The 17,555-nt window shown below is 56.5% G+C and carries 20 protein-coding genes and 3 pseudogenes; 7 read left to right on the top strand and 16 right to left on the bottom strand.

The genetic code is table 11. The features are described 5' to 3' along the window. On the bottom strand, nucleotides 1–680 hold a 680-nt coding region (locus ACLQ7H_RS17370), incomplete at its 3' end, for a U32 family peptidase (RefSeq protein ID WP_411753734.1). Nucleotides 681–691: 11 nt separating this feature from the next. After that, on the bottom strand, nucleotides 692–1,687 hold the full coding sequence (locus ACLQ7H_RS17365; RefSeq protein WP_021179065.1) for a peptidase U32 family protein: 996 nt from the start codon (nucleotides 1,685–1,687) through the stop codon (nucleotides 692–694). Nucleotides 1,688–1,974: 287 nt separating this feature from the next. Here ACLQ7H_RS17365 and ACLQ7H_RS17360 point away from each other — a divergent pair, with 287 nt between their 5' ends. Together ACLQ7H_RS17360 and ACLQ7H_RS17355 are read left to right on the top strand one after the other, a co-directional pair. Continuing rightward, the gene (locus ACLQ7H_RS17360) at nucleotides 1,975–2,496 is read left to right on the top strand and encodes an SCP2 domain-containing protein (protein WP_024483381.1); all 522 of its coding nucleotides are present in this window, start codon (nucleotides 1,975–1,977) and stop codon (nucleotides 2,494–2,496) included. After that, nucleotides 2,490–2,993: a GNAT family N-acetyltransferase gene (locus ACLQ7H_RS17355; protein ID WP_411753733.1), complete on the top strand. Its 504-nt coding sequence runs from the start codon at nucleotides 2,490–2,492 to the stop codon at nucleotides 2,991–2,993. The genes ACLQ7H_RS17360 and ACLQ7H_RS17355 overlap by 7 nt, the downstream gene beginning before the upstream one ends. Here ACLQ7H_RS17355 and ACLQ7H_RS17350 read toward each other — a convergent pair. After that, on the bottom strand, nucleotides 2,980–3,276 hold the full coding sequence (locus tag ACLQ7H_RS17350) for a GIY-YIG nuclease family protein (protein ID WP_411753732.1): 297 nt from the start codon (nucleotides 3,274–3,276) through the stop codon (nucleotides 2,980–2,982). The two genes, ACLQ7H_RS17355 and ACLQ7H_RS17350, sit on opposite strands and share 14 nt — an antisense overlap. Nucleotides 3,277–3,302: 26 nt before the next feature. Then, nucleotides 3,303–4,322, bottom strand: a complete 1,020-nt coding sequence (locus tag ACLQ7H_RS17345) for a LacI family DNA-binding transcriptional regulator (RefSeq protein WP_411753731.1) — start codon at nucleotides 4,320–4,322, stop codon at nucleotides 3,303–3,305. A 198-nt stretch (nucleotides 4,323–4,520) separates the two neighbouring features. Here ACLQ7H_RS17345 and ascF point away from each other — a divergent pair, with 198 nt between their 5' ends. Both ascF and ACLQ7H_RS17335 read left to right on the top strand, forming a co-directional pair. Then, nucleotides 4,521–5,960 carry a PTS cellobiose/arbutin/salicin transporter subunit IIBC gene (ascF, locus tag ACLQ7H_RS17340; protein WP_411753730.1) on the top strand — a complete coding sequence of 480 codons (1,440 nt, stop codon included), beginning with the start codon at nucleotides 4,521–4,523 and terminating at the stop codon, nucleotides 5,958–5,960. Nucleotides 5,961–5,997: 37 nt separating this feature from the next. Then, nucleotides 5,998–7,428: a 6-phospho-beta-glucosidase gene (locus ACLQ7H_RS17335; protein ID WP_411753729.1), complete on the top strand. Its 1,431-nt coding sequence runs from the start codon at nucleotides 5,998–6,000 to the stop codon at nucleotides 7,426–7,428. Between the two features lie 156 nt (nucleotides 7,429–7,584). Here the strand turns inward: ACLQ7H_RS17335 and potE are convergent. Together potE and ACLQ7H_RS17325 are read right to left on the bottom strand one after the other, a co-directional pair. After that, nucleotides 7,585–7,773: pseudogene (gene potE, locus ACLQ7H_RS17330) on the bottom strand (putrescine-ornithine antiporter); the annotation flags it as partial. Continuing rightward, nucleotides 7,752–8,052, bottom strand: a pseudogene (locus ACLQ7H_RS17325) (ornithine decarboxylase); the annotation flags it as partial. The pseudogenes ACLQ7H_RS17325 and potE, both read right to left, overlap by 22 nt. 284 nt (nucleotides 8,053–8,336) lie before the next feature. Between ACLQ7H_RS17325 and ACLQ7H_RS17320 the strand changes: the two are divergent. The 3 genes from ACLQ7H_RS17320 (at nucleotide 8,337) to ACLQ7H_RS17310 (ending at nucleotide 10,555) form a co-directional block, all read left to right on the top strand. Beyond that, complete coding sequence (locus ACLQ7H_RS17320; protein WP_411753728.1) at nucleotides 8,337–8,768, top strand: YhbP family protein; 432 nt, start codon at nucleotides 8,337–8,339, stop codon at nucleotides 8,766–8,768. Between the two features lie 30 nt (nucleotides 8,769–8,798). Further along, entirely contained in the window at nucleotides 8,799–9,854 is a 1,056-nt protein-coding gene (locus tag ACLQ7H_RS17315) for a DUF1176 domain-containing protein (protein WP_411753727.1), read from the top strand. 65 nt (nucleotides 9,855–9,919) lie between these two features. Beyond that, nucleotides 9,920–10,555, top strand: coding sequence for an NAD(P)H-binding protein (locus ACLQ7H_RS17310; RefSeq protein WP_411753726.1), 636 nt, complete (start codon nucleotides 9,920–9,922; stop codon nucleotides 10,553–10,555). Here the strand turns inward: ACLQ7H_RS17310 and phnP are convergent. The 10 genes and pseudogenes from phnP to ACLQ7H_RS17260 all read right to left on the bottom strand — a co-directional run. Continuing rightward, complete coding sequence (gene phnP, locus ACLQ7H_RS17305; protein ID WP_411753725.1) at nucleotides 10,550–11,299, bottom strand: phosphonate metabolism protein PhnP; 750 nt, start codon at nucleotides 11,297–11,299, stop codon at nucleotides 10,550–10,552. The two genes, ACLQ7H_RS17310 and phnP, sit on opposite strands and share 6 nt — an antisense overlap. Before the next feature lie 17 nt (nucleotides 11,300–11,316). Next, entirely contained in the window at nucleotides 11,317–11,871 is a 555-nt protein-coding gene (phnN, locus tag ACLQ7H_RS17300; RefSeq protein ID WP_411753724.1) for a ribose 1,5-bisphosphokinase, read from the bottom strand. After that, nucleotides 11,871–13,007 (bottom strand): alpha-D-ribose 1-methylphosphonate 5-triphosphate diphosphatase, encoded by a 1,137-nt coding sequence (gene phnM / locus ACLQ7H_RS17295; protein WP_411753723.1) that lies wholly within the window; start codon nucleotides 13,005–13,007, stop codon nucleotides 11,871–11,873. Before phnM ends, phnN begins: the two co-directional genes overlap by 1 nt. After that, complete coding sequence (gene phnL / locus ACLQ7H_RS17290; protein ID WP_411753722.1) at nucleotides 13,004–13,708, bottom strand: phosphonate C-P lyase system protein PhnL; 705 nt, start codon at nucleotides 13,706–13,708, stop codon at nucleotides 13,004–13,006. Before phnL ends, phnM begins: the two co-directional genes overlap by 4 nt. 13 nt (nucleotides 13,709–13,721) lie before the next feature. After that, complete coding sequence (gene phnK / locus ACLQ7H_RS17285; protein ID WP_223537206.1) at nucleotides 13,722–14,510, bottom strand: phosphonate C-P lyase system protein PhnK; 789 nt, start codon at nucleotides 14,508–14,510, stop codon at nucleotides 13,722–13,724. After that, nucleotides 14,510–15,361, bottom strand: a complete 852-nt coding sequence (locus ACLQ7H_RS17280) for an alpha-D-ribose 1-methylphosphonate 5-phosphate C-P-lyase PhnJ (RefSeq protein ID WP_411753721.1) — start codon at nucleotides 15,359–15,361, stop codon at nucleotides 14,510–14,512. Before ACLQ7H_RS17280 ends, phnK begins: the two co-directional genes overlap by 1 nt. Beyond that, nucleotides 15,354–16,439: a carbon-phosphorus lyase complex subunit PhnI gene (locus tag ACLQ7H_RS17275; RefSeq protein WP_411753720.1), complete on the bottom strand. Its 1,086-nt coding sequence runs from the start codon at nucleotides 16,437–16,439 to the stop codon at nucleotides 15,354–15,356. Before ACLQ7H_RS17275 ends, ACLQ7H_RS17280 begins: the two co-directional genes overlap by 8 nt. Beyond that, on the bottom strand, nucleotides 16,439–17,020 hold the full coding sequence (gene phnH, locus ACLQ7H_RS17270) for a phosphonate C-P lyase system protein PhnH (protein WP_411753719.1): 582 nt from the start codon (nucleotides 17,018–17,020) through the stop codon (nucleotides 16,439–16,441). The genes ACLQ7H_RS17275 and phnH overlap by 1 nt, the downstream gene beginning before the upstream one ends. A 3-nt stretch (nucleotides 17,021–17,023) precedes the next feature. Continuing rightward, entirely contained in the window at nucleotides 17,024–17,467 is a 444-nt protein-coding gene (gene phnG / locus ACLQ7H_RS17265) for a phosphonate C-P lyase system protein PhnG (RefSeq protein ID WP_411753718.1), read from the bottom strand. After that, a pseudogene (locus ACLQ7H_RS17260) lies at nucleotides 17,468–17,555 on the bottom strand (phosphonate metabolism transcriptional regulator PhnF); the annotation flags it as partial.

Genomic DNA, 17,555 nt, shown 5'->3' with positions numbered 1-17,555 from the left:
CAGTAACCGCTCATGGTCTGGATACCGTTGAGCACAAACACCTGTTGGTTCTCTTGAGAGTTGACGATGCGCCCCTGCGGATATTTGATGCAGCAGGTTTCGCATTCATCCTTGCCCCGGTTTTCTGAACGTGCAGTAAAACAACGCGCCGAATAGGCCAGTGGTAAATGGCCGTAACTCAACACTTCCACTTCAAACCCCTGGCGGAACCCCAGCTCATCACATTGCTGCAGTAAATTGACCAGCCAGTCGCGCGAAAGCTCCACCGGCATGCACCAGCGCATCATACCTTGCTTGTGCAGCAGGCGCAGAGTGTAGGCGTTGTAGCAATTGAGGGCATGCCCGGCGACAAACGGCAAACCGCGATCGGCAGCCATATTTACCGTGCCAAGGTCGTTGGCCTCGATCAGGAATTCTCCGTTCTCCACATAACGCTTCAGCTCATTCAGCTCTGAAGGTGCCTGTAGCAAGGCCAGGGTGGATATCACCACCTGCTTGCCGGATTTGGCGATCTCCTGTGCCAGCGCTAGCCAGTCTGCCACTTTCATCTCACGCCGTTTGGTGCAGACGCTCTCGCCAAGATAGATGATATCGGCGCTGCTGCTGATTGCTTGCTGATAAAAGGTGTCTATCTCGCTGTTTGGCCAATAGTAGAGCACCGGGCCTAATGCATATTTCATGGTTCCTCCTGCTACTGCCATTTGCGGTGGTACGCGCCAAGCGTGGTCTGGGTGCCTTCGGACATGGCACCGAGCGTTTCCATCCAGGCGGCATCGGCTTGATAGCCAGCCGGGTTGGCCATGCAGCGATCTATTGCCTGGCGCCAGACGCGCGCAACCTGGCTGACATAGGCAGGGCTGCGTTGACGGCCTTCAATCTTCACCGAGGCAATATTGGCGGCCAGTAGCTCTGGCAACAATTCCAGCGTATTCAGGCTGGTGGGCTCTTCCAGCGGGTGGTAGAGCACGTTATCCACCAGATAGCGGCCTTTGCACAGCGTTGGGTAACCGGCGTTTTCGCCATCCTGATAGCGATCGATCAGCACGTCATTCAGGCGTGATTCCATCCCCTGCGGCGTTTGTTGCCAGCGTACAAAGCGGGCAGGTGAGCAGGCGCCCACGGTGTTAGGCGATTCCCCGGTCAGATAAGAGGAGAGATAACACCGCCCTTCGGCCATGATGCACAGGCTGCCAAAGGCAAACACTTCCAAAGGCACCGGGCTGGTACGCGATAATTGCTTCACCTGATGCATCGATAGCACGCGCGGCAGCACCACTCGCGCAACGTCGAAGTGGCGCTGATAAAAACGGATGGCTTCTTCATTGGTCGCAGAGGCTTGTACCGAAACATGGCGCTCCACCTGCGGGTAACGTTCCGCTGCGTACTCCAGCATGGCCAAATCTGCCAGGATCAGCGCGTCGGCACCCAATTGTGCGGCCATATCGACGGCGCGCTGCCAGCGGGCGTAGCCATCGGGGTGGGCAAAGGTGTTGATGGCGATATGCAGCTTGCGGCCATGCCGGTGTACATAGTCAGCCGCTTCTTGCAGCTTCTTCTCGGTAAAGTTCAGCCCGGCAAAGTGGCGCGCATTGGTATCGTCTTTCAGGCCGATGTAAACGGCATCTGCGCCATTATCTACCGCGGCTTTCAAGGCCGGCAGGTTGCCAGCGGGGCAAAGCAGCTCCATAGATCTATCCTGATTCAGCCGTACACCTGGCCAGGTATACGCTGTGATAAACGTTGCCGAGCGATTGATTCGCCTGGCAATGATGTAAACGGGGAGACAATTTTAGTGAACCCGAGGTTAACAAGCTTTGATTTGAGGCAGCTTCTGGCGTATTGATATTCCAGCGGTAACTTGAAATGTGTTGGGCAAGATGAGCGTTAATTGCACCATTTGTTGATATAGACCGGTTACGCGTAGCCGCAATGTGGCAAAATAACCTCAGACTGAGTGGAAAGGAGTGAATAACAGTGTTGGAAAAACTACGAGCACGCATTGTGCGTCAAGGGCCGTCGCTGTTGCGCGTACCGTTAAAATTCACGCCGTTTGCTCTGCAGCGTCAGGTTTTGCAACAGGTGCTGAGCTGGCAGTTCCGTCAGGCGCTGGCTGAGGGGGATTTAGAATTTCTCGAATCGCGCTGGCTGAAGATTGAAGTGCGCGATCTGGCACTGCAATGGTTTATGACGGTAGAAAACGATAGGCTGGTGGTGAGCCAACAGGCTGAGGCGGACGTCAGCTTCAGCGGCGAAGCCAACGATCTGATCTTGATTGCGGCACGTAAGCAAGATCCCGACACGCTGTTTTTCCAGCGTCGGTTGCAGATTGAAGGAGATACCGAATTGGGCCTGTATGTAAAAAATCTGATGGACGCTATCGATCTGGATGCGATGCCTACGCCACTGCGCGTTGGCCTGCTGAGATTGGCAGACTTTGTGGAAGCCGGTTTGCAGGAGGGCACGGCGCAAACTTCCCGTGTGCCGCAGCCATGCTGATCCGCGTTGAAATTCCGGTAGATGCCGCAGGCATTGATGCGCTGCTGCGTAACGCTTTTGGCCGTGATGACGAAGCCGAACTGGTGCAACAACTGCGTGAAGACGGGTTGCTGACGCTGGGCATCGTTGCCACCGACGAAGAGGGTGGCGTGGTCGGTTACGCCGCTTTCAGCCCGGTTGACGTGGCTGGCGAGGATCGTCAGTGGGTGGGTCTTGCCCCACTAGCAGTAGAGGAAAGCCTGCGTCGCCAAGGGCTGGCCGAAAAGCTGGTTTACGAAGGGCTGGATGCGTTAAATGAGTTCGGCTATGCCGCTGTGGTGGTGCTGGGCGAACCGGCTTACTACGGGCGTTTCGGCTTTAAAACGGCTGCCCAGTTCGATCTGCATTGCCGCTGGCCAGGAACCGACGCCGCATTCCAGGTTTATCCGTTGGCGGAAGATGCACTGAGCGGAGTGAATGGGCTGGTGGAGTATTCGGCGCCCTTTAGTCGCTTTTAACTACCGGTAGCAGGTATTCCAATGAGAGGGGCGGGTTAACGATCAGCTCCTCTTTTTGCTTTTTGCTCAACTGTTTAACCCTATATTCCAGCCTTAGCGCCATTGAGCGATCCCCCACCTGGCAGTGAAAAACCAGTTCCAGCTCCCCTTTGCCACGCAGGGCTTTGGCTCCTTTACCCGCTTGGTGCTGCGCCGCTCGCCGGGTGACGTCTGTCGTGATACCGGTGTACAACATCCCGCTTGGCATTCGCAGCATATAGAGATGCCAGGTTGTTTCATTCATAACGGCCTGCGTAATAGTTCAAATCGTTACCGATGCCCAAAAGGACCCGGACCCACCGAATCCCTAACCAGCAGCTCCGAAGTAAAAACGTTGTCCTTCGACAGATAGCCGCCGTCAAGCATGGCGATCAGCCGTTCGATCACTTCGCTCATCATATCGCTCACCGGGTCTTTAACGCTGGATAACGCCGGGGAGAGATAGGGAGCCGTTGGGATATTATCGAAGCCGATAACCGAGACGTCATTGGGCACAGCAATACCCGCCACGTTCAATTTCTTGATGGCACCAACGGCCATATCATCGTTGCTGGAGAGTACCGCGCTAAAGGTGATTTTATCCTTGAGCAAGGATCCCATCGCCGCCGCACCGCTGGCTGGCGTCCACTTTCCCTTTATAATGAGTTTCTCATTCGACTCAATATCATATTGATTTAACGCCTCTTTATAGCCGGATAGTCGCTCAACAGCCGTTGGCGAGTCGAGTGAACCGGTAATAAAGGCGATATTCCTGTGGCCCTGCTCAATCAGATATTTTGTCGCGTTAAAGCTGGCCCCTTTGTGGTCGCAGCAGATGCAGTGGCTTTGATGCTTTCTCAGCCTGCGGTTCACCACCATGATGGGTTGCTTGTGCTGCTCGATGATGTCGTCCATCGCTTCGATGGTTAAGAAACGCGGGTAGATGATGATTGCGTCGCAGCGTAAATCGAGCAGGAATTGGATCGCCTCTTGCTCTTCTGCGGCGCTGTGCTTGCCGTCCACCAGGATCAACTGGCGACCGTTGTCTTCCAGCTTTTGCGCCGCCTGGGAAAGTATCTCGCTGAAATAACTGCCGTTATAGAGGGTGTTGGTGACTACCAGGCCAATGCACTGGGATTTATTGGTGGCCAGATTTCTCGCCAGCAGATTGGGACGATAACCCGCCTCTTCAATAGCTTTAAATACCTGATCTTTGGTGGCTTCGCTGACGTACCCTTTGCCGGAAAGAACGCGTGAAACAGTGGCTTTTGAGACGCCTGCTTTTTTTGCCACTTCCTGCATGGTAGACATAGGGTTTTCCTGGCCTGTAACAATTATCCCCATTCTACACATTCCGCCGCATTAGAGCAGAGCCTTTGCAGCTTCCTGAACCCATCCATGTCGATCAAAATCACAAAATAGACAATAAAAAAAATTATAGATTGATCTGTAATCTTAATATCAAAACTCTTGTGTGGAACCGGTTACCTATCTATGAGAGTGGTCCTCATGTCTAAGAATTATGCGGCAGTATCAAAAGCGATAGTGGATGCAGTTGGGGGAGCGAGTAACGTCGCGGCGGTGACTCATTGCATGACGCGTTTACGCTTTGTGCTCAACGACGACACCCTGGTCGATGCCGCCAGACTGAAGGCGATCGGCGGCGTGCTGGGCGTGGTAAGAAGCGAAAATCAGTGCCAGGTGATCATTGGTAACACTGTTTCACAGGCCTATACCGAAGTGCTGAAACTATTACCCGAAGGGGCGGTATCCCAGGGACCGGCACCTGAAAAGAACAAGATCACTCTCAAACGCATTGGGGCGGGGATACTGGATGCGCTGATTGGCACCATGTCACCGCTGATCCCGGCCATTATCGGCGGCTCGATGGTGAAACTGCTCGCCATGATCCTGGATATGACCGGCGTGTTCGGCAAAGGCTCCTCGACGCTTATTATCCTCAACGTCATTGGCGACGGGGCGTTCTTCTTCCTGCCGGTGATGGTTGCCGCTTCCGCAGCGGTAAAATTCAAAACCAATATGTCGCTGGCGATTGCGATTGCCGGGGTATTGGTTCATCCCGCATTTATCGATCTGATGGCGAAAGCCGCGCAGGGCCAACAGGTTGAATTTATGGGTATCCCGGTCACGGCGGTGAAATACACCTACACGGTGATCCCGGCGTTGTTCATGACCTGGTTGCTCTCCTACATTGAAAGATGGGTCGATCGCATCACGCCAGCCGTGACGAAAAACTTCCTCAAACCGATGCTGATCGTGCTGATCTCTGCGCCGATCGCCATCTTGTTGATTGGCCCGCTGGGCATCTGGATTGGTAGCGGCATTTCCGCGCTGGTGTACACCATTCACAGCTATCTGGGGTGGTTATCCGTAGCGATTATGGGCGGGCTATGGCCGCTGCTGGTGATGACCGGGATGCACCGCGTATTTACGCCAACCATCATTCAAACCATCGCGGAAACCGGCAAAGAAGGCATGGTGATGCCATCTGAAATTGGGGCCAACCTCTCGCTGGGCGGTTCATCGCTGGCGGTAGCCTGGCGGACCAAAAATCCGGAGCTGCGTCAGACGGCGCTGGCCGCTGCGGCATCGGCAATTGTTGCCGGGATTTCAGAACCCGCGCTTTATGGTGTGGCAATACGCTTGAAGCGCCCGCTTATCGCAGCGCTGATCAGTGGTTTTGTCTGCGGCGGCGTGGCCGGAATTGCCGGATTGGCGAGCCACTCGATGGCCTCTCCGGGCCTGTTTACCAGCGTGCAGTTCTTTGATCCGGCTAACCCAATGACCATTGTCTGGGTGTTTGGCGTGATGATTTTGGCGGTGGTGCTTTCCTTCATCCTTACGCTGTTACTCGGGTTTGAAGATATCCCGGTGACTGAAGATGCGGAAAGTGAAAAAGCCAAATCGGCGCCCGCGTTATCCGTATAACCTGTTGTAAAAATGCATATTTGAGAAGAGGTATTTTATGCCAGCATCTATTTTCCCCGCAGACTTTTTATGGGGTGGTGCACTAGCGGCTAACCAGGCCGAAGGCGCTTATCTTGAGGGCGGCAAAGGGCTGACCACGGTGGATATGATCCCTCATGGCAAAGATCGGCTGGCGGTAAAACTGGGCCAGGAAAAGCGCTTTGAGCTGCGGGAAGACGAGTTCTACCCTAGCCATGTCGGCATAGATTTTTATCATCTCTATAAAGATGACATTGCCCTGATGGCAGAGATGGGGTTCAGCGTATTCCGTACTTCGATCGCCTGGAGCCGTCTTTTCCCTAACGGGGACGAAACGGTGCCGAATGCGGAAGGGATTGCTTTCTACCGCGACGTTTTTACTGAATGCAAAAAGCACGGCATCGAGCCGCTGGTCACGCTGTGCCACTTTGATGTGCCGATGCATCTGGTGCGGGAATACGGTTCGTGGCGCAACAGGAAAATGGTGGAGTTCTTCACCCACTACGCCCGCACCTGTTTTGAGGCCTTTGATGGGCTGGTGAAATACTGGCTGACGTTTAATGAAATCAATATCCTGCTGCACAGCCCGTTCTCCGGCGCGGGGCTGGTGTTCGAGCCAGGCGATAATCAGGAGCAGGTGAAATATCAGGCTGCGCATCATGAACTGTTGGCCAGTGCGTTAGCGACCAAAATCGCCCATGAGGTTAACCCGCACAATCAGGTTGGCTGCATGCTGGCTGGGGGCAATTTCTACCCGTGGTCCTGTAAACCTGAAGACGTCTGGGCTGCGCTGGAGAAAGATCGCGAGAACCTGTTCTTCATCGACGTTCAGGCTCGTGGTGCTTATCCCTCGTACACCAAACGTCTGTTCCGGGAAAAAGGCATCACCATCGCGATGGAACCGGGCGACAGTGAGATCCTCAAACACAGCGTCGATTTTGTCTCCTTCAGTTATTACGCCTCCCGCTGTGCCTCGGCTGAGATGAACGAGCACAACAGCAGTGCGGCCAATATCGTCAAATCTTTGAAAAACCCACATATCCAGGCCAGTGAGTGGGGCTGGGGTATCGATCCGTTGGGCCTGCGCATCACCATGAACATGATGTATGACCGTTACCAGAAACCGCTGTTCCTGGTGGAGAACGGCCTGGGAGCGAAGGACGAAATCAATCTGCAGGGCGAGATCGACGACGAATACCGTATCAGCTATTTGCGTGAGCATATCAAAGCCATGGCGGACGCTATCGAGGATGGTATTCCGGTGATGGGTTACACCTCCTGGGGCTGCATCGATCTGGTTTCCGCCTCTACCGGGGAAATGAGTAAGCGCTATGGCTTTGTCTATGTGGATCGCGATGATCAGGGCAATGGCACCTTGGCCAGAACCAGAAAGAAATCGTTTTACTGGTATAAGAAAGTGATTGCCAGCAACGGTTCGGATTTAAGCTGATAAAATGGGAATATCTGCGGTGTCGGATATTCCTTCTTTACTTTAGTCATATAAAAGTATTAGCCGAGAAAATGAGTTATTTTTATCATGCCACGCTTTGCAGGGTCTGGTATTAAGGCTAGTCTGTAATAGTTCACTGCCGTATAGGCAGCAAAGTAACACATCGGTGTTGGCACAGGCAGATTCCAGACCCAGGAAGGCCCACAGCGTCATTGAGATAGAAGAACCGACGGCTTCAAAGGTTGGCACGGCATGCGGGTTCCAGGCGGCTATCCAAGCGGTGCCGCTGAACCACTACCAACCAATTAACGAAATACCGACCAGCGGAATAATAACTCCCCAGACGCGGGGTGCTTGCGGAAGAACTCACCACCCTGGTGGCCTGGACAGGCGAAGGTGGCGTTACCCATTTCGACATATTTGGTCAGGGTATTAAAGAACGGTGGTAGCAGTTCGCTTTTATATTTTACCGCTGCGGCCTCCAACTGCTTGCCGTACGTCTTCCACGGAAAGGACGATGGCGGCTACGTCATTAAAGTCGCTGTGGTGCACGTCGCTAATTTTACGTGTGGTTTCAAAGCAAGAGAGCGTTTTGGGGGTCGCTGCAATTTTTAGTTTGTTCATTTTTGTCATTCTTCAGGCGAAAATATCCCGCTGGCAAATAAGGTCTTTGCCAGAAAGTATTTTCGTTTCATGCCCCGGTAAACTCACGCCATTATAATCAGGTAATAGCAGAAATAAAGATAGGATGTTTGTTGTTTGTTATTACAGCGGCCGGTCTTACCTTGCATATTAATGCAGGGATTTCTAATTAATATGCTAGTTTTATGTTGAGTATAATTTGTCGCTAATTGTGACTGCCTTCAAATCTGCGGGTAAGATAGCGGAGGTGAAAAGGAGAACTTACGTTGAACCAGAGCGAAGATCGGCTGCACATTATCCGTTTTCTCAGTAAGCAGCATGTGCTCACGCTTTGTGCCGGTGATGGCACGGCGATGTGGTGCGCCAACTGCTTTTACGTATTTGATGCCGAGCGCATGGCGCTATGGCTGATGACCGAGTCGCACACCCGCCACGGTGAACTGATACAACGCAACAGCCGGGTGGTCGGCACTATTGCGCCGCAGCCCAAGACCGTTGCGCTGATCAAAGGGGTGCAATACGCGGGGGAAATCACGCCGTTGGCGGGGGACGAGGCTGAACTGGCTCGTGCGCGCTACTGCAAACGCTTTCCGGTGGCCAAGGTGATGAAAGCCCCCATCTGGCAGATTGCGTTGCAGGAAGTGAAGATGACCGATAACACCCTGGGTTTTGGCAAAAAGCTGCACTGGGCACGTTGATAATCGAGCTGAATATTAAGGATAGATGGCATGAAAAACACCGAGATGGCCGCATTGGCGCTACTGGCGGCATTGGGTTCCCCGGCGATGGCCCAAGACAGCGGAGTTTCCTTTAGCCATAAGAACTGGGAACTGGCCTGTGACAACATCAATACCTGTCGCGCGGCGGGCTACGGTAATGAAGATGAGCCAAGCGCTTCGAACGGTTCGGTGCTGCTCACGCGCATCGCAGGCCCTGGCACCGCCCCAACGGGGGAAGTGACCTTGGCGGATTACGAAGAGGGTGATTCAGCCGCGGTGGCAAAGCTGATACTGTGGATCAACGGCAAGGCGGTTGGTGTGCTCAAACCGGCCAAGGATGGAAACTGGAACCTGTCAGCAAGCCAGACTCTGGCACTGATCGGCGCAATCAAAGGCAGCGGCACGGTTGAATTTAAAGGCGGCCCCGTACCTTTCGTGCTGTCAGGCGATGGGGCTTCGGCCACTTTATTGAAGATGGATGATGTGCAGGGGCGTATCGGCACGCCCGGTGCTTTGACTAAAAAAGGTAACAAGCCGGAAAGCAGCGTGCCAGCAGCGATTCCTGCTCCGGTGATCCAGGCAGTAAAGGTGCCCAAGGCGGAAGAACGCCCGCTTACGGCACCCGAGATCGCCGTGCTGACACCCAAACTGCTGGCAACGCTGCAACCGGATGATTGCGACCGCATGCAGTCCCCACAGGAGAACGACGGCGCAAGCGAGGATGGCATCACGCTGACCCCGCTCGGCAATGGCCATGTCCTGATTACCGCCGTATGTTGGCGGGCGGCCTATAACGAAGGTTACGGTTATTGGGTGATTGACAGTGCCCTGAAGCAGGCCCCGGTATTGGTGACCAACTCCGGCTCTGGCTATGATGAAGGGACCATCTCAATGGGGCAAAAGGGGCGTGGATTGGGCGATTGCTGGGCCACAGCCAACTGGGTGTGGGATGGCACGGCGTTCCGTCAAAGTAACGAAGCCACCACCGGCCTGTGCCGTTTAATCCATGCGGGTGGAACCTGGAATTTACCCACGTACGTCGCCGATGTGAAACCGGCGCAGTAAAGGAACGTAGAGAGTCTCCACGGGCAGTTCTTTGTCTTGGCAAACAGAGGGTGAGGAGGAAACATATGGCACGAGTACTGATCACAGGCGCCAGCGGGCTGGTGGGGAGTGAACTGCTGCGCCTGCTGTTGGCAGATATGCAGGTTACGGAGATTGTGGCTCCAACGCGTAAGGCGCTACCGCCACACGCCAAATTGCACAACCCGGTCGGGGGCGATCTGCACGAGTTGTTGACGCAGTTGGCACAGCCAGTCGATGCAGTGTTCTGCTGCCTGGGCACCACGCGCAGTCAGGCCGGGAGCGCAGAGGCATTCCGCCATGTTGACTATCAGTTGGTGGTCGAAACGGCCCTGACAGGGCAGCGGCTCGGCGCGCAGCATTGCCTGGTGGTGAGCGCTATCGGGGCCAACTCGAAATCCTTATTTCTGTACAACCGCACCAAAGGGCAGATGGAGCAGGCGTTGCGTGAACAGAATTGGCCGCGCCTGACAATATTGCGTCCTTCAATGTTGTTCGGTTCCCGGGCTGAGCCGCGTTTGCTGGAGCGACTCAGTCAACCGTTGTTTGGCCTGCTGCCTGGCAAATGGAAGGGCGTTGCCGCCAAAGACGTGGCGCAAACGCTGGTGACACAGGCCTTCAGCCCTGGCAGTGGGGTCAAGATTATAGAATCCGACCAGTTGCACTGTTCGCACCGTTTATAGCTCAACGCTGAGGTTATCGAACGCCAGCTCCATGCCGGGTGGTAGTTCATTGGCCATCAACCATAAATCGAGGTGATGGCTGATATGCGTCAGCAACGTACGCCGTGGCTGCAAGCGCTGCAGGATCTCCTGCGCGCGGGACAGATCGTTGTGATTACGCGGCGTCTGTGGCTGCGGCGGCAGGCTGCAATCCACCACCAGTAAATCGAGGGTAACCAGTTGTAGATAGCGTGTGGTTTCTGGCGGCAGACCGACGGTGTCGGTCAGATAGGCCAGGGCTTTGCCTGCCGCCTGGATCAGATAGCCGTGGGTGAGTTTGGAGTGGATCAACGGCAACGGCGTGACGTGCAGCCCACCAAACTCCACCGTTTCAAAGGGGTGTAGCGGGGGTTGGAACGCCAGAATACCGGGATGTTTGAACAGGTCATCGCAGCCCTGTTCATCTGCCGGGCCATAGACCGGGATCGCATTTCCGCACCCCCATCGTAAAGGAAATAACCCCTGAACGTGATCCATGTGATAGTGTGTCAGTAAAAAACGTTGAATTTCCCCCGCCGCAAAACGCCTTTCCAACGAGCTTAATCCCGCGTCCAACAACGTTGTTTCCCCTTGAAATTTGATCATCGCACTGCACGCTCGCCGCCGGAACGCCGGTTCACGCCGCGCCCGCTGGCACACTAGGCATTCGCAGCCAAAGGCGGGCACCTGTTGTGCCCCGCCGGTACCAAGAAAGGTCAGTTGCATGTTGGTTTCCTCTTTTCTTACTGCATAGCAGGCTGCCCGGTGGTTAAGGCCAGCAGTGCGTCAAGGGTATGCCCGAGATCGCCATTGTTATCCAGCAGGTGGCAGTCTACTGGCAGGGTCTGCTGATAGCTGGCCGCCCGCGCCAGCCGTTGCTCGATCTGTATCGTGTTCTCCCGCCCGCGTTGTTCCAGCCTTTGGCGCAGCACCGTTGGAGAAACCTGCAAGCAGACCGGCAGCAGTTGCGCACCATAGCGTTGCAGCGCCTGTGGCAAATGAGCTCGGGATCCGTTGACCACCACGTCGATCCCTTGCAATAACCACAGATCGACCTCGATACCCAAGGCGTAACGGTGTTCATGCGCCTGCCAATCCAGAGCGAATAACCCTTTGGCACGGCGGCGCAGAAACTCCTGCTCGCTCAGGGCGATATGGTTCTCGCAGCCAGCATTGGCCGGGCGGGTGATGTAACGGTGCGCCACCAGTGGCCCGGCGCTGTTTTCTGCCCGTAGCCGTTCGAGCAGGCTGTCCTTGCCTGCCCCGGATGGGCCCATCAGATAGATAAGATAGGCCATCAGAACACCTGCTTGCCCTGGCGCCAGACGTTTTGCACGTAGATATGCTCGCCGTGCGGCCTGGCCAATACCAGATCTGCGCGCAACCCTTCGGCGATCAGACCACGATCCTGCAAGCCCAATGCTCGTGCCGGGTTGCGGGTGATCAGCTGTACCGCCTGCGGCAGACTGAAAGCGTTGCGATCGTCGTCTGCCAGACGAAATGCCGCGTCCAACAGGCTGGCGGGATAATAATCGGAAGAGAGGATATCCAGCACGCCAAGGGCCGCCAGATGGTGCGCCGCCACGTTGCCAGAGTGGGAACCGCCACGCACGATATTCGGCGCGCCCATCAGCACCTGCAAGCCTTGCTGATGTGAGGCTCGGGCTGCCGCTTCGGTGGTCGGGAATTCGGCAATCACGCTGCCCAGCGCACTGGATTCGCTGACGTGATCGGCGGTGGCATCGTCGTGGCTGGCCAGGGCGATATTACGCGCCCGGCAGTGGGCGGCGATCGCCTCGCGATTCGGTGTGGCCCAGCGTTCGGACAGGCCCATCTGCTCCACCTCGAACTCGCTCATCTGCTGGTCATTGAGGTGATACTTCCCTTGGTAGTATTCACGGTATTTCTCACGTGAGGCGAACTGGCGTTGGCCTGGCGAATGGTCCATCAGCGACACCAAAGACACGCCCGGTTTATCCATCAGCTGTTCGAACAGCGGTAGGGTGCTGCTATGGGGCAGTTCGCAGCGCAGGTGCAGCCGATGTTCGGCCCGGTTCACTCCGGCTCGCTGGCTGTAGATCACCGCGTCGATCATTTTTTGCAGGTTTTCCAGCCGGTGCCCACCGTCGCGCACGTCACCGATCGCCACCGCATCCAGCACCGTGGTGATGCCGTTGGCGACCATCAGCGCGTCGTGGCTGCTCATGGCCGAATGCGCTGGCCAGTCCACGTTGGGGCGCGGGGTGAAGAATTTATCCAGATTGTCGGTATGCAGTTCAATCAACCCCGGCAGCAACCAGCCACCTTCGCCATCCAGCGCCTGCGGTAACTGGCTGGGGGTATCGGCAAAGCTGCGGATCACGCCGTCGGTCATTTCCAGTGACCCCGCAACGATCTGGTGTTCCAGCACCAGCTTGACGTTATTGATAATCATGGCGTCTCCAGAACCTGTGGGGCCTGCATGGTATGTAAACGGTCTGCCACCTGCTGACGGGTGCCTGCATCGTGGAAAATACCGACGATGGCTGCGCCACGCTGTTTGGCCTGTTCGATCAGGTTAACCACCGCCGCGCTGTTGCGGCTGTCGAGGGAGGCGGTCGGCTCGTCCAGCAGCAGGATGGGGTAATCCTTAATAAAGCCACGGGCGATATTCACCCGCTGTTGCTCACCACCGGAAAAGGTCGAAGGGGCCAGTTGCCACAGGCGCTGTGGCACGTTGAGCTGGCTGAGTAGGGCTTCGGCACGTTCACGGCATTCGCTACGCTCAACGCCGGATTCCAGCAACGGCTGCATCACCACTTCCAGCGCACTGATACGTGGTATCACCCGTAGAAACTGGCTGACCCAGCCAATGGTGTGGCGGCGTACCGCCAGGATTTGGCGAGCCTCTGCCTGTACCAGCTCCAGCCAGTCGTTGTGGTGATGGATCCAGATCTTGCCGCTGTCTGGCAGATAGTTGGCATACAGCGAGCGCAGCAGGGTGGATTTCCCGCTGCCGGAGTGGCCGTGCAGCACCACGCATTCGCCACTACTGACGGTCAGGTTGGCATCCTGCAACACCGGTAAGCGGGTGCCGTGCTGTTGGTGCAGGACAAAGGTTTTACTCAGGTGTTCAACCCGGATTTTAATTGTCATTATCTCACCTGTATTACGACAGAACCGAAGAGACCAGCAGTTGGGTATAAGGATGGTGCGGGTCGTCCAACACTCGATCGGTCAGACCGCTTTCCACCACCTCACCTTCTTTCATCACCAGCAAACGGTGGGCCAGCAGGCGTGCTACCCCCAGATCGTGGGTGACGATCACCGCCGCCAGCTGCATTTCCACCACCAGATTGCGCAGCAGATCCAGCAGTCGCGCCTGCACGGAAACGTCCAGCCCGCCGGTCGGCTCATCCATAAACACCAGCTTGGGATGGGTCACCAGATTGCGGGCGATCTGCAAGCGTTGCTGCATACCGCCGGAGAAGGTGGTGGGCAAATCGTCCAGGCGGGAAACCGGGATCTCCACGTCTTCCAGCCATCGTTTGGCCTGCTGGCGAATATCACCGTAATGACGCTGGCCGATCGCCATCAGGCGCTCACCGATGTTGCCACCGGCAGACACCTGTGGCCGCAGACCGTCGAGCGGATGCTGATGGACCACGCCCCAGTCGGTGCGCAGCAGACGGCGGCGATCGCTTTCTGCCATAGCGTATAGATCCTGCTGTTGCCCCGGTTGTGGGCGGTAAAGGATCTGACCCTGTTGCGGGGCCAGCCGGGCTGAGATCGACTTGAGCAGCGTGGTTTTACCCGAGCCGGATTCGCCGACGATGCCCAGCACTTCACCGGGATAGATATCGAATGACACGTTGCTGAAACCCTTGCCCGGCGCGTAAAGGTGGGTGAGGTTGTCAACCGTCAGCAACGGCGTGGCACTCAATGGAGCGGAAGTCATCAGTGCGGTCCCTCTTGGTTGAGTTGTTGCTGGCAGAAATCGGTGTCTGAGCAGACGAACATCCTGCTGCCCTGGTCGTCGAGCACCACTTCATCCAGATAGCTGTGGCGTGAACCGCACAGGGCGCAAGGCTCCTCCCACTGCTGCACGCTGAATGGATGGTCGTCAAAGTCCAGGCTTTCCACCTTGGTAAACGGTGGCAGGGCGTAGATACGTTTTTCACGCCCGGCGCCGAATAGCTGCAACGCGGGCATCATGTGCATCTTCGGGTTATCGAATTTTGGGATCGGCGAAGGGTCCATCACATAGCGATCGTTAACTTTGACCGGATAGGCATAGGTGGTGGCGATATGGCCGTAGCGGGCGATATCCTCATACAGTTTCACCTGCATCACGCCGTACTCTTCCAGCGCGTGCATCTTGCGCGTTTCGGTCTCACGCGGTTCGATAAAGCGCAGTGGCTCGGGGATGGGGACCTGATAAATCAGGATTTGATCCGCCTGCAATAGCGTTTCCGGGATACGGTGGCGGGTCTGGATCAGCGTAGCTTCTGGCGTACGCTCGGTGGTAGCAACACCGGCTACGCGCTGGAAGAATCGGCGGATGGAGACCGCGTTGGTGGTGTCATCGGCACCCTGATCAATCACTTTGAGCACGTCAACACGGCCAATGATGCTGGCGGTAATCTGGATGCCGCCGGTGCCCCAGCCGTAAGGCATTGGCATCTCGCGGCCACCAAACGGCACCTGATAGCCGGGGATCGCCACCGCCTTGAGGATGGCGCGGCGGATCATGCGCTTGGTTTGTTCATCCAGATAACCGAGGTTATAGCCGGTCAATACTTCACTCATGGCGGGTCTCCTGAAGGGCGGCAAATTCCTGCTGCAGGCGTTTGAGCAGCTCCAGCTCGGCCTGGAAATCGACGTAGTGCGGCAGCTTGAGGTGGGAGACAAAACCGGCGGCCTCCACGTTATCGGCGTGCGCCAGCACAAACTCTTCGTCCTGCGCCGGGCCTGCCACGTCCTCGCCGTATTCGGCGGTTTGCAGGGCGCGATCCACTAGCGCCATCGCCATGGCTTTACGTTCTGAGCGGCCAAACACCAGCCCATAGCCACGGGTAAAGTGCGGCGGCCGGTCCTGCGGGTCAACAAAGCCGTTCACCATCTCGCATTCGGTCAGCAGGATCTCACCGATATCGACGGCGAAACCCAACTCTTCCGGCACGATCTCCACGGTAACGTAACCGCTGCGGATCTCTCCGGCGAACGGGTGGTTACGGCCATAGCCGCGTTGGGTGGAATAGCTTAATGCCAGCAGAAAGCCCTCATCGCCACGCACTAGCTGCTGTAAGCGCGCCGAGCGGGAGCAGGGGTAAACCGGTGGGTTGCGGGTAATATCGTCCGGAGTGCTGCCGTCATCCTCTTCTGCCAGCGCCAGCCGTTGCTGGTTGAGCAGGTCGAACACGTGGGCGCAGCTCTCTGGCAGCGGCTCATCGGCCTGTGGCGCCGGAGGTGTTTCACCGTTGGCCAACAGCGCAAAATCCAGCAGGCGGTGGGTATAGTCGTAGGTTGGGCCAAGCACCTGGCCGCCGGGCAAGTCTTTGTAAACCGCCGAGATGCGCCGCTCCAGCCGCATGTTCTCGCTAGCCAGCGGTTCGCTGACGGCCAGGCGCGGCAGGGTGGTGCGATAGGCGCGCAGCAGGAAAATCGCCTCTACCAGATCGCCGCTGGCCTGTTTGATGGCCAATGCAGCCAGTTGGCGATCGTAAATACCGCCCTCCGTCATCACCCGGTCAACCGCCAAGCCAAGCTGTTCACCGATTTGCTCCGCGCTGAGTGCTGGGACAGCTTCGTCACCCCGGCGCAGATTTTCCTGTAGTTGATGGGCTGCCTCAATGGCCTTTTCGCCCCCTTTCACCGCAACGTACATCAGCACTCCTCCACGCGGGTGGTTCTTGGCAGCGCCATCAGGCGATCACCGCAGGTCAAGATAATGTCCAGACCCAGCGGGAAGCGCTGAGGCCGTTCGAGTAGATAAGCCCGTAACGCAGCTGGCAACGGCGGGGAAATTTCCCGTTGTTTATCAATGCCGGGGCCGGAAAGGCGCAGTGTGTGGCTGCCTGCCAATGCGGTAACCTGCACCACCAGCGTGGCACCGAACTCCGGTGAGACTTCATTGCCGTGGGGCAATGCGCTCAGCTCAGCAGGCGGTAACTGGTCATCCCATACCGCCAGATGGATATCTTCTTGCCGGGTCGCCAGCGGAACACCGGTATGGAAACGAATGTTAGTTAGCACTTGCTCACTTTTGAGGTTGGCACAGAGCTGGAGCGGGGTTTCCTGATCCGCCAGCGTCAGTATCACGGCAGTGCTGGCGGCATTCAGTGCACCCCATGCGGGGCAATTTGGCAGTTCAACAATCACGCCAGGCTCACTCAACGCCTTTAAAATCAATCGGAAAGTTGACTGGGATTGCTCAATCGGCTGGTCAAAACCGGCTAATAACGTCATGGCTTAATCCCCTCGTACCAGCGTAAAGAAGTCTACCCGGCTGGCTGCTACGGCACGGGCGCGCAGTTGGCGCTGCTCCTGCTGCAGTGCGGCCAGGGGCTCGATCAGCTGAAGCTGTAGCAATTCATGGCTGGCTGATTGTTGTAGCAAGGCGTCGATCAGCGCACAGAGTTCAGCATGTTCCTTGTCACGCCCGGTAACGTAGCTGTAGCCCTGGCCACCGTTTTCCAGCTGCACCACCGCGCGGGTCACGGTCATGTCACCCAGCACAAAGCGGCGGCCGGTAGCTCCCATTCGCCCCAGCAGTTGCGTCAGGCCGATCTCCGGGGCGCGCAGGCGCTGGTAGCTTGGGTTAAGGTTCAGCGCCTGCCAGTGGGTGCGTAGCTGGGCGGGTTGGCTATGCGCCAAGACCGACATCCAGCGTTGTCTCTGCTGTAAGGATTGCATTCAGTGCTCCATCGTCAGTTCGATCATGTCGGCGCGCGCCAGGCTGACGGAGTATTCCGCCACCAAATCGCTGCCGATACAGGTATTT

The organism is Serratia sp. (in: enterobacteria) (assembly GCF_046715635.1).
In the GTDB taxonomy this organism is placed as follows: Bacteria; Pseudomonadota; Gammaproteobacteria; order Enterobacterales; family Enterobacteriaceae; genus Chania.
This window is presented reverse-complemented; position numbering and strand designations above follow the sequence as displayed.

Excerpts from the sequence above, each read along its gene's own strand:
- ACLQ7H_RS17365 (WP_021179065.1), bottom strand. The coding sequence starts at position 1,687 with ATGGAGCTGCTTTGCCCCGCTGGCAACCTGCCGGCCTTGAAAGCCGCG.
- ACLQ7H_RS17355 (WP_411753733.1), top strand. The coding sequence starts at position 2,490 with ATGCTGATCCGCGTTGAAATTCCGGTAGATGCCGCAGGCATTGATGCG.
- ACLQ7H_RS17350 (WP_411753732.1), bottom strand. The coding sequence starts at position 3,276 with ATGAATGAAACAACCTGGCATCTCTATATGCTGCGAATGCCAAGCGGG.
- ACLQ7H_RS17345 (WP_411753731.1), bottom strand. The coding sequence starts at position 4,322 with ATGTCTACCATGCAGGAAGTGGCAAAAAAAGCAGGCGTCTCAAAAGCC.
- ascF (WP_411753730.1), top strand. The coding sequence starts at position 4,521 with ATGTCTAAGAATTATGCGGCAGTATCAAAAGCGATAGTGGATGCAGTT.
- ACLQ7H_RS17335 (WP_411753729.1), top strand. The coding sequence starts at position 5,998 with ATGCCAGCATCTATTTTCCCCGCAGACTTTTTATGGGGTGGTGCACTA.
- ACLQ7H_RS17315 (WP_411753727.1), top strand. The coding sequence starts at position 8,799 with ATGAAAAACACCGAGATGGCCGCATTGGCGCTACTGGCGGCATTGGGT.
- ACLQ7H_RS17310 (WP_411753726.1), top strand. The coding sequence starts at position 9,920 with ATGGCACGAGTACTGATCACAGGCGCCAGCGGGCTGGTGGGGAGTGAA.
- phnP (WP_411753725.1), bottom strand. The coding sequence starts at position 11,299 with ATGCAACTGACCTTTCTTGGTACCGGCGGGGCACAACAGGTGCCCGCC.
- phnN (WP_411753724.1), bottom strand. The coding sequence starts at position 11,871 with ATGGCCTATCTTATCTATCTGATGGGCCCATCCGGGGCAGGCAAGGAC.
- phnM (WP_411753723.1), bottom strand. The coding sequence starts at position 13,007 with ATGATTATCAATAACGTCAAGCTGGTGCTGGAACACCAGATCGTTGCG.
- phnL (WP_411753722.1), bottom strand. The coding sequence starts at position 13,708 with ATGACAATTAAAATCCGGGTTGAACACCTGAGTAAAACCTTTGTCCTG.
- phnK (WP_223537206.1), bottom strand. The coding sequence starts at position 14,510 with ATGACTTCCGCTCCATTGAGTGCCACGCCGTTGCTGACGGTTGACAAC.
- ACLQ7H_RS17280 (WP_411753721.1), bottom strand. The coding sequence starts at position 15,361 with ATGAGTGAAGTATTGACCGGCTATAACCTCGGTTATCTGGATGAACAA.
- ACLQ7H_RS17275 (WP_411753720.1), bottom strand. The coding sequence starts at position 16,439 with ATGTACGTTGCGGTGAAAGGGGGCGAAAAGGCCATTGAGGCAGCCCAT.
- phnH (WP_411753719.1), bottom strand. The coding sequence starts at position 17,020 with ATGACGTTATTAGCCGGTTTTGACCAGCCGATTGAGCAATCCCAGTCA.
- phnG (WP_411753718.1), bottom strand. The coding sequence starts at position 17,467 with ATGCAATCCTTACAGCAGAGACAACGCTGGATGTCGGTCTTGGCGCAT.